The sequence below is a fragment of the Streptomyces sp. NPDC017943 genome (genome assembly GCF_044328425.1).
In the GTDB taxonomy this organism is placed as follows: Bacteria; Actinomycetota; Actinomycetes; order Streptomycetales; family Streptomycetaceae; genus Streptomyces; species Streptomyces djakartensis_A.
Genome location: NZ_JBIRHH010000037.1, coordinates 1 through 8,959, shown reverse-complemented (window position 1 = coordinate 8,959; position 8,959 = coordinate 1). Strand labels below are relative to the sequence as shown.

Sequence of the window (8,959 nt, the reverse complement as noted above, 5' to 3'; positions counted from 1 at the left end):
CCACAGGTCATCAGGCACAAGATCATCCGGCACTCGAAGAACTCTGCCGCCATCAAGCCCAACTCCCAAGCCCCACACGTCAACTCATTCTGAAACGATCAGTCAGGCGCGGCGGCGGTGCTGCTGCTCCTGGTCGTCCGGCCCCGCCTCGGCGGCCACGACCGCGCCAGCTTCCCCTACTAGGCCCGCCTGGACGAAGACGCGATCAGCGCCACGATGACCAGCGACACCCGGCCCGCCCGGATCCACGCCCTGTCGCGCATCGCCCTGCGCAAGTACCGCACGCTGCGCCGTGCCGTCGACTGCATCCTGGCCGCGCTCGCACTGCTCGCCCTGGCCGCGCTCGGCGCCCCGCTGTAAACGCCTGAGGGGCCCCGGGACGGCCGCAGCATCGGCTAGAGGCAGGACGACCGCCCCGGGCACTGGACGGCCCCGTCACGAGACGCCCAGCACCTCCAGCATGCGCCCCCACACCCGCACCCCGGACGCCGGGCCCTGCACACAGCGAAGAGGCGCACCCCTACGCCGACAAGCCCGAGGGTGCGCCTCTCACGTCCCGACTCCCGACGAGGAAAGGACGCAACCCATCATGTCCGCACCCGCCCCCTCACGACCGCCGACACGCACCACCATCACCACCGTGGCCGCGCCCGCAGCTACCACCCAGGCCCGCCCCGGCCCGCACGTCCCCCTCGCATGACCGCCCGGACCGCACGACGGGCCGGGATCCCCGCGCCCCGCCGGTCCCCCAAAGACTGGGAGCCGGGCCCCGTCCCCGAGCCGGGCAGCCTGCTCGACTGGCGCGACGGCCGGCACTTCCGATGGCCCGCCCCCTGCACCCTGTGCGGCCAGGACACCCCCATGCGCTCCCACGCAGGCGAGGCCGTACACAAGACCTGCGCCGAAGCCTGGATCACCGCCCACCCCACCGAATCCCGCCTTGGCCGCTTCGCCTCCGACCTACGCTCGAAGAGCAAGGGCGACGACGACCACGCCTGACAACACCCAACTCAAGGGCCCTGCGCGCGGAATGCTCCGCGAGCAGGGCCCTTTTTGCGTTTCACCGCTTCTCTTCCCGGTGGCCGCCGCCGTTTCGCCGTCGTGCTGTACAACAGGTCTGCTCTGCGGGAGCGTCGTCCGCACACCGGCAGAGCGCCAGATGCCCGCAGCGCCGGGGCCGCGGCGGCACACAGACGCCGTGGGACCATGCGGGGCAGCACACCGTATGCGACAGGAGTAGCCGTCGATGCTCGATGACGACCAGATCCCGCCGATCAACTGGGACGCCCTCAGACACACCTACGTCATCGCCAACGGCAAGGGCGGAGTGGGCAAGACGACCCTTGCCAGCAACCTCGCTGGCCTGGTCGCCGCAGACGGCGCCTCCGTACTCCTCATCGACGTGAACGGACAGGGCAACGTCGGCCGCGACCTCGGCTACCGCAACACCGCCACGGACGACGAAGGCGAAGCCCTCTACGAGGCCCTGCGAACCGGCGCACCCCTCAAGCCAGTCAGCGGCATCCGCCCGAACCTCGATGTGGTGATCGGCGGCCTGCACATCGGTGCCGCCCCCGACATGCTGGCCGCCACCTACCGCATGCAGCAGCACCGCCAGGCCCTCGCCCTGGCCATCTGCCTCGCACCCATCGCCGACCGCTACGACCTCGTCGTCATCGACAGCGCCCCGGAGAACCCACCGCTGCAGCAACTGGCACTGTCCGCCGCGCGCTGGATGATCGCCCCCACCCGCTCCGACAAGGCGAGCATCAACGACGGCCTGGGCAGCATCTCCCGCCAGTTCCAGCTGGTACGCCGCAGCGTCAACCCCGCCCTGGCACTGCTCGGCGTCGTCCTGTTCGGCAGCGGCAGCGCCTCCAAGCAAATCCACCGCAACGCCCGCCAGTGGGTCGCAGAGGAACTGGGCGCGGACGCTTTCCTGTTCGACACGATCGTCCGCTACTCCGAAGCCGTTGGCCAGGACGCGCGCAGCCACGGCCGACTCGAGCATGAGCTGGAGATGGCCGCCGCGAACAACCCCAAGTTCTGGGACCTGCGGTCCGGCCGCGCAGCCAGCGGCACCATCGTGTCCGCCACCTCCGCATCAGTCGCCGAAGACCTCGCTACGCTCGCACGGGAGATCTTGACCCGCGCCGCTGAACAGGACGCAGCATGACCACCACAGAGTCCGAGACCACCGCCGACCGCTTCGGCCTGACCAACGCCAAGCGCTCTCTCGGGCTGGCAGGCCTCGCGCGCAAGACCACCCCCGCCGCCGGCACTGCCCTCACCCTTGACGCCGTCCCCAGCCCGGACATCGCCGCGAAGACCGCCTCAGGCAGTCTCGACGACGACGAACGCCGCGACTGGGACCTCTGCCAGCAGGCGGCCCGGATCCACCATGAATCCTTCTGGCTCGCTGGCAAGGCCCTGGACGCCATCGCCCACCGCCACCTGTACCGCGCGGAGTACGACACCTTCGAGGCCGTCCTAGAAGACTGGGACATCTCCCTCGCCGACTCCAGCCGCATGCGGCGCGGCTGGCGCCTCGCCGAACGACTGCTTAAGGACGTTCCCAAGCTCAGCCGCTCCCACGTCGAAGCGCTGCTCCCCGTCGTGGAGCGCTACGACGTAGAGGCCGCCGTCACTCTTTACGGGCTGCTCCGCGAGTCCCTCCCCAAGGTCACCGCACGCGCGATCACTGACATCGTCCGCTCCCTGCCAGGTCCTGACGGCGCCAGCGCCCCCGCAGCGGAGATCCGGGAGCAGGCGGAGCTGGTACTCACTCAGCGCGACGACGACAGCGGCGACACCGCAAAGGAGAGCGCAGCGGATGTGGAACTCCGCAAGGCTGTAGACCAGCGCGCGAGGCAGCTGGCCAATGACCTCAAGCGCAGCCGCATCCCCCGCCGCGAACTCACCAACACGCTGGCTGAGGCCTTCGCAGACCCTGACGACCCGACCGTCTACAAGGCTCTCGTGCGCTGGATGAAGGCCCACAACCGCTGAATTTCAGGGGTCTCCGCTGTCCTTCCAAATTTGGAAGGAAACGTTCGAGCGATTCGAACACGGCAGGGCGGTCCGCACGGAGGACGGTCCGTGCCGAGCACGTATCGGCACGGACCGCCGCTCAGCTTCCCACAGTTGACGAGGGGCCAATGCAGGTCACTCGCCGAAGGCCGGCACCTGGGCCACCTCGATGTCGGTGCGGACGCGATGTACCCGGGCGGGGTGCCGCCACCGCCCGACCGCGTCCCGGGTCACGTCGATGGCCACCTCCATCACGATGTCGGGTTGCACCAGGTGCACGTCCAGAGTCCGCTGTGTGCCCCACCCGGCGCTGAACGTCCATCCCTCCCAGGGGTGGACGGCCGGGGGCGGGGTGAGCAGCTCTGCGAGGGCGCGTCCTGAGGCTTGGGACAGGGTGGTGCTGCGGCCGGTGTACTGCAGGCGCTCAGCGTGGTCGTAGCGGCCCAGCAGAACCGTCCCGGGCGCGGCCAGCGTGCCGGTGAACGCACCGACGATGGCCTCTGTGGGTGACCCGGACCTTGTACTTCTTCCACGACCGCACGGGCCGGTACGGCTCGTCCAACCGCTTGAAGCACAAGCCCTCCAGACCTACTGCCGTCCATCCCAGCCACTGCTCTGCATGGGCCGGGTCGGTGGTCGACGGGCATAGCGTCAGCGGCCCGGCAAGGGTGTGCTCGGCGAACAGCGCCTCAAGGGCTGCGCGCCGTCGCCAGTAGGCGAAGCCGGTCAGGTCGGTGTCGCCCTGGTGGAGCAGGTCGAAGGTGACGTAGTGCGCCGGCCGCTGGCCGGCCTCGCTCGCGCCCTTGCCGCGGCGGGCCAGGCGCTGCTGCAGCCGCTCGAACGCCAGCCGTCCGGTCTCCCACACCACCAGTTCGCCGTCCAGGCCGGTGCCCGGCGGCAGCTGCATAAGGGCCGCGGTGCGCACCTCCGGAAACGAGCCGGTCATGTCCGTGCCCTGGCGAGAGCGCAGCAGCACCCGCCCACCGTCGTGCACGGCCAGCTGCGCGCGGAAGCCGTCCTTCTCCAGAATTCGATGTGTCTCATGAGACAGGTCGGCAGTTGGCTTCGGCAGCGAAACCTGGCCCTCTGCCGGTGAGATTCGGCCCTGCTTGGCGATCTTTCGGGCCTGGCTTGGCAGTGGAGTTTGGCGTCATCCAAGCCGGGCGGCATGCTGATCCGACACGCTGAGCCCGCGCAGGGGCATGGCAACGGGGCTGGGAGAATCACGTTGATCGTCTGGGTGAAACGGTGCGTTCGGCAGCGGGAAGACCACGCTGGTTGACGAGTTGCGTCCGCGCTGGCCCGAGGCGCTTGTCTATGACCCGGAGATGGTCGGCTATGTCTTGCGGGAGATCGTGGAGGTGCCGACCGGGGATTTCCAGGATCTCAGGCTATGGCGGCGGGAAGTTGCCAGCTTGGCAGTTGGTCTGGTTGAGGAGTACCACCGCCCTCTTCTGGTCCCCATGACCTTGGTCGACCCCGCGTATGCCGGTGAGATCTTCAGCGCGCTGAAGGATGCGGGCATCGACGTTTACCACTTCTTCCTCAAGGTCCCCCGAGAGGTCCTGGAGAAGCGGATCGACGGCCGGAGCTTTACTCCGGATGATCCCGAGCAGGACGAGCGGATCCGGCGCTGGTGCAAGGACAGGATCGAACCGTGCATGGCCGGGGCCGACACTCTGCCCAGCGACACCGTGGTCCTGGACGGCGAGCTGTCACCTCAGGAGTTGGCCGATCAGGTACTGGTTCGGGTTCGAGCCATTGGGCCATCCAGCGCCTGATCGGAGTGGTGGCCTGGTCTCACTCTTGAGCGGCCTGCGTGCGGCCCAGGGGGATGACCACTGCTGACCGATTGCCGGCCCGTTCGCGAAGTGCGGCATTTTCCGCGAGGACTGCAGCGATGACAATGGCCGCGGCGTCGACCTCGTCTTGTAGCCGTTGCCGCTCGATGCGGTTCTCCTTCAACTGGCGCCGGAGGCGAGTGATCTCCTCGGTCAGTTTCTGGTCGTGCTTGCGCGCAGTGCTTTGGCTGACCCGGTTGTCCCAGTCAGCGAGTACTGCGGTTGCCCGGTTCATCGTGGCCCGGCTGACGCCCGCCTCCCGCCAGAGGTTCTGCTTGGTGAGCTTGCCGTCGGTTCGGATGGGCCGACCAGCGAAGAGCCGTTCCATGGCCTCTCGAAGGGCCTTCTCGGCCGTTGCGGAGAGACCGGGCCGGGTTGGGACGGTCATGCTTCTCCCGCCTTGGTGAGCGCGATCTCGACGTCGCGGATCTGCTGGTCGATCAGGGCTTTGCGGTTCGCCGGGAGTGCGGGGAGGCTCCGCAGTTTGGTCAGGGAGGCGTGCTCTGCCTGCCAGATAGGCAGGTGCTCCGGGGCGATGATGCTGTTGCTGCAGCGTGCGGGCTGGCAGCGGTCGATGAGTGGCCCTCGGTGTCCTGGGGGCACGATGGCGCCTTCGAGGCACTTCGCGCCGACGGGGTTGTTCTCGTCCAGGGTGCAGTGGTTGAGCTTGCCGAACCGGATCGATAGGTGGGTGCGTTTGAGCAGGCCGTGTTCGACGCGAATGTCCCCTCGCTGGGCCTTTCCACTCGGTCGGAGGGCTTCGGCCTTCTCTCGGACGGCAGCGAAGGCCGAACGCATCTGGTCAGCGCCGGGCCCGAAGCCGATGGCCTCGCCGCGGCTGTCGGCGTCGAAAAGGTCCCTCAGTCGTTCGAACTGACGTTCGGTGATGGCGGTGGTGAGGAGGCGGGCCCAGGAGGGGTCGTGATCCATGTAGCCCTGGGTCCAGCGATTGGCCAGCGCTCGGGTGGCTGCGTGCTTGAGCTGCATGCCGACGGCGATTTCTGATCCGGGGTAGTCGCGGGTGAGCATCGCCATGGTCCGGCGGAACATGTGCGGGGTGACCTTGCTCGGAGGGATCTCGGCAAGGATGGTGATTCTCCGGTGACGGTTGACGTGCTCGATGAAGCACCTGATGGCGGTCTGGCTGGTGAAGCCGCAGCCGTGGAAGCGCGGGGTGACCGCCGCGAAGGCGAGGGTGTTGCTCGTCGACAGGTGCATGGCGGTTTCGATGGCCTGGGCAACCGGTGCGATGATCCACCAGTGGGCGGTGGGCAGGTCGGGATCGAGTTTGCGTTTGACCGACTTCACTGCCGGGGTGCCGAAGTACTCGGTGAGGGCCTCCTTGGTGATCTCGCGGATCTCGCAGTCACGCAGCATCGACAGCGCGGCGACGAAGACATAGCAGGCATTGCGCAGGGCCAGGCACTCGACCGCGAATCGCATTCGGACGATGACGGTTCTGTAGATCGCGGCGTTCAGCTGGCGGTGGCCACCGTGGTTGATGCGATGTCTGCCGCCGGTCATACCGGAGCCGGTGGGCACGGGAGCGATGCCCGCGAGCTTGGCGAGGGCGGCTTCAGACTTGATCCGCTCGGGGTTGTCGCCAGTCACGACGAGGATCTCTGCGGCTGTGTCCACGCCGATACCGAAGGGCTCGAGCAGTTGCGGGGCGACCCGCTGGACCAGGTCGCCGATCATCTTCGTCAGTTCCTTAGCCTCGGCGTCCAGGTACTGCCACCGCTTGGCGAGCGTCCGCAGGGTGTGCCGAAGGGCGTCCTCGGGTCCTTCCAGACGGCGAGGACGCAGAGCTGCCAGCTGCCGCGCCAGGCTGATCTGTGTCTTGCCGGCAGTCTCCCGACGCAGGGCGTCCGAGGCGTGGACGAGTATCGCCTTGATGGTGACCATCGCAGCCGCGCGCTGTTCAACGGCCTGGTCATGGGCGATCTTGAGCCGGCGAATTATCTCGGCCTCGCCGTCGGCGGTCTTCGGCGTGGCCGTCGCAAACCCGGCCAGCACGGCGCGGGCGGCGTTCTCTGCGTCCAGGGTGTCGGACTTTCCGTTCATGCGCCGCAGCCGCCGGTCCGGGCGTCCGGCCTCGACCACCTTGTGACCGGCCCTGCGCAGGAATGAGGTCAACGTGGCGCCGTAGGAGCCGGTGCCCTCGATCCCGAAGGCCAGAACGCTACCGAACGAGCCTGCCCAGTCAGCCAGTTGCTGGAAGCCGCCGGTGTCGGTGGGAATCGTGAGGGTGGCCAGGATTCCGCCGATTGTGTCCATCACCGCTGCGACGTGCACGTGCTTGTGCGTGTCGACGCCGATTACGACGTACCCGGACCTGGGTTGCTCGCTGGTCTGCACAGAGTTCCTTCCGGTCGGTAGCGTTGGGTTCACGCTGTCGCCGGCCGGACGGACAGGACTGTCACGGGGACGCTTTGGCGAGTCGGCTCCAGGCTCCTATCAGGTCACGTCCGTCCGGCGGCAGCGCTTGCTGCGTGCCCGGCTGGGTGGTCGACAGATCAACGCCAAGACACTCACGGGGTCAGTCATAAGCAAGAGTCAGACCGCCTCAGCCGGGGCTACCCGATCCTTGCGGGGTCCGGTGCGAAAAGACTGACAGACGTACGCGTCGCCGACCGATCCCATCGAGGCCGCGATGCCGGCGGCCTCCAGGTGCTCGGCAAGGCGGAAGCTCGTGTACTGCGACCCGACGTCCGATTGATGTATCAACTCGCCTGGCTGGACAGGGCGTTGGTCCCGGTCGCGCTGCCAGATCGCCATCTCCAGGGCGTCCAGCACGAACACCGTCTCCTTCACCGTGGCGGCCGACCAGCCCACGATCCGGCGGGAGAAGGTGTCCACGACGAACGCGACATAGACGACGCCGGCGAAGGTCTTCACGTGCGTGAAGTCGGCTACCCAGCAGCGGTTCGGGGCGCTGGCGACGAAGTCACGGTCGACAAGGTCGGGGGCCCGCTCAGCCTGCCCGCCGGAGATCGTGGTGATGACGCGTTTGCCGCGCACCGCGCCCTGGATGCCGAGCTCGCGCATCAGGCGCTCGACGGTGCAGCGGGCCACCGCATGCCCCTGCCGGTTCAGCTCACGCCAGATCTTCCTCGCTCCGTAGACACGGTAGTTGGACGTGTAGACCTCGTGGATCCTCTCCTTGAGCTCCTCATCGCGCACGGAACGCGCAGAGGGGGTTTCAAGACGTTTCTTATGGGCGTAGTACGTGGAAGGGGCGATCTGGCAGTCGTGTGCGGTGAGCGTTCTGCAGATCGGCTCGACCCCGCCGAAGCGGTCCCGGTGCTCGTCGATGAACGCTACGAGCGCGTGTGTGGCCGGTCGAGCTCGGCCGCGAAGAAACTCGCCGCGGCCTTCAGGATCTCGTTCGCCCTCTTCAGCTCGGCGTTCTCCTTCTTCAACGCCTTGAGCTGGGCGGACTCCTCCGTCGTCGTCCCTGGACGCTGCCCCGCGTCGATCTCGTACTGCTTCACCCAGTTCCGCAGCGTCTCGCGGGAACCGATGTCGAGCTTGTCCGCCACCGCCTGCAGGGCGGCCGTCTCGTTCGGGTAGTCGTCGCGCACCTCGGCGACCATGCGCACCGCGCGACGGCGCAGCTCAAGCGGGTAACGGGAGGGTCGTGCCATGGCTCAACCCTTTCACGGAATCGAGTCTCTACCTGACACGGGGCGGTTCACGGTGAGGCTTCGAAGACGGTGGCGGGGCTCAGTGTTCACCTCTGCTGTGCCGCGGCAGGTCCGCGGTCTGCTGGTGGGACAGCAGGCCGGCAACGGCTTGGATCATGTCGCTGATGCGTTGGCGGCGGCCGAGGTGGCTGGCCGGTGCCCGCCAGTTCTTCAAGTGTGCGATGCCGTGCTCGACGCGGATGTGTCAGGAGGAGTGGGCCTTGTGGTGGCGCTCGTGCATCCCCTCGTACCGGCCCGGGGCGTTCTTGAACTTGCGGTGCGGCGGCGTCACCACGCGCCTGCCGGTCTAGGTTCTGTCTCTTTGGTCAGCGCCGGGTCCAGATGAGGATGCCCGCGAGGTGGAGTGCGGCCTGGTAGGCGATCGCGAGCTTGTCGGTTCGG

Annotated in this window: 10 protein-coding genes and 1 pseudogene; 5 read left to right on the top strand and 6 right to left on the bottom strand. The window is 67.8% G+C overall.

Features of this window, described 5'->3' with window-relative positions; translation table 11 throughout:
- Window positions 1-216: 216 nt before the first annotated feature.
- The 4 genes from ACH4C6_RS35310 to ACH4C6_RS35295 all read left to right on the top strand — a co-directional run bounded on the left by ACH4C6_RS35310 (window position 217) and on the right by ACH4C6_RS35295 (window position 3,009).
- Window positions 217-360: a Pycsar system effector family protein gene (locus ACH4C6_RS35310; protein ID WP_398112706.1), complete on the top strand. Its 144-nt coding sequence runs from the start codon at window positions 217-219 to the stop codon at window positions 358-360.
- A gap of 501 nt (window positions 361-861) precedes the next feature.
- Entirely contained in the window at window positions 862-999 is a 138-nt protein-coding gene (locus ACH4C6_RS35305; protein WP_398112705.1) for a hypothetical protein, read from the top strand.
- Between the two features lie 247 nt (window positions 1,000-1,246).
- A complete protein-coding gene (locus ACH4C6_RS35300; protein WP_398112704.1) occupies window positions 1,247-2,176 on the top strand; it encodes a ParA family protein in 930 nt (309 codons plus the stop codon).
- On the top strand, window positions 2,173-3,009 hold the full coding sequence (locus ACH4C6_RS35295) for a hypothetical protein (RefSeq protein ID WP_398112703.1): 837 nt from the start codon (window positions 2,173-2,175) through the stop codon (window positions 3,007-3,009). The genes ACH4C6_RS35300 and ACH4C6_RS35295 overlap by 4 nt, the downstream gene beginning before the upstream one ends.
- 156 nt (window positions 3,010-3,165) lie before the next feature.
- Here the strand turns inward: ACH4C6_RS35295 and ACH4C6_RS35290 are convergent, their stop codons facing one another.
- Together ACH4C6_RS35290 and ACH4C6_RS35285 are read right to left on the bottom strand one after the other, a co-directional pair.
- Entirely contained in the window at window positions 3,166-3,450 is a 285-nt protein-coding gene (locus tag ACH4C6_RS35290) for a hypothetical protein (protein WP_398112708.1), read from the bottom strand.
- 4 nt (window positions 3,451-3,454) lie between these two features.
- Window positions 3,455-4,006, bottom strand: a complete 552-nt coding sequence (locus tag ACH4C6_RS35285; RefSeq protein WP_398112702.1) for an ATP-dependent DNA ligase — start codon at window positions 4,004-4,006, stop codon at window positions 3,455-3,457.
- Window positions 4,007-4,258: 252 nt separating this feature from the next.
- Between ACH4C6_RS35285 and ACH4C6_RS35280 the strand changes: the two are divergent.
- Window positions 4,259-4,811 (top strand): annotated as a pseudogene (locus ACH4C6_RS35280) (AAA family ATPase).
- Between the two features lie 19 nt (window positions 4,812-4,830).
- On the opposite strand, the gene ACH4C6_RS35275 reads toward ACH4C6_RS35280, so the two are convergent.
- From ACH4C6_RS35275 to ACH4C6_RS35260, 4 genes are all read right to left on the bottom strand, one after another.
- Window positions 4,831-5,259, bottom strand: coding sequence for a hypothetical protein (locus ACH4C6_RS35275; protein ID WP_398112701.1), 429 nt, complete (start codon window positions 5,257-5,259; stop codon window positions 4,831-4,833).
- Window positions 5,256-7,229, bottom strand: coding sequence for an IS110 family transposase (locus ACH4C6_RS35270; protein ID WP_398112700.1), 1,974 nt, complete (start codon window positions 7,227-7,229; stop codon window positions 5,256-5,258). The genes ACH4C6_RS35275 and ACH4C6_RS35270 overlap by 4 nt, the downstream gene beginning before the upstream one ends.
- 198 nt (window positions 7,230-7,427) lie before the next feature.
- Window positions 7,428-8,186, bottom strand: coding sequence for an IS3 family transposase (locus ACH4C6_RS35265; RefSeq protein ID WP_398112707.1), 759 nt, complete (start codon window positions 8,184-8,186; stop codon window positions 7,428-7,430).
- 5 nt (window positions 8,187-8,191) lie between these two features.
- On the bottom strand, window positions 8,192-8,518 hold the full coding sequence (locus ACH4C6_RS35260; RefSeq protein ID WP_043433335.1) for a transposase: 327 nt from the start codon (window positions 8,516-8,518) through the stop codon (window positions 8,192-8,194).
- Between the last annotated feature and the right edge of the window lie 441 nt (window positions 8,519-8,959).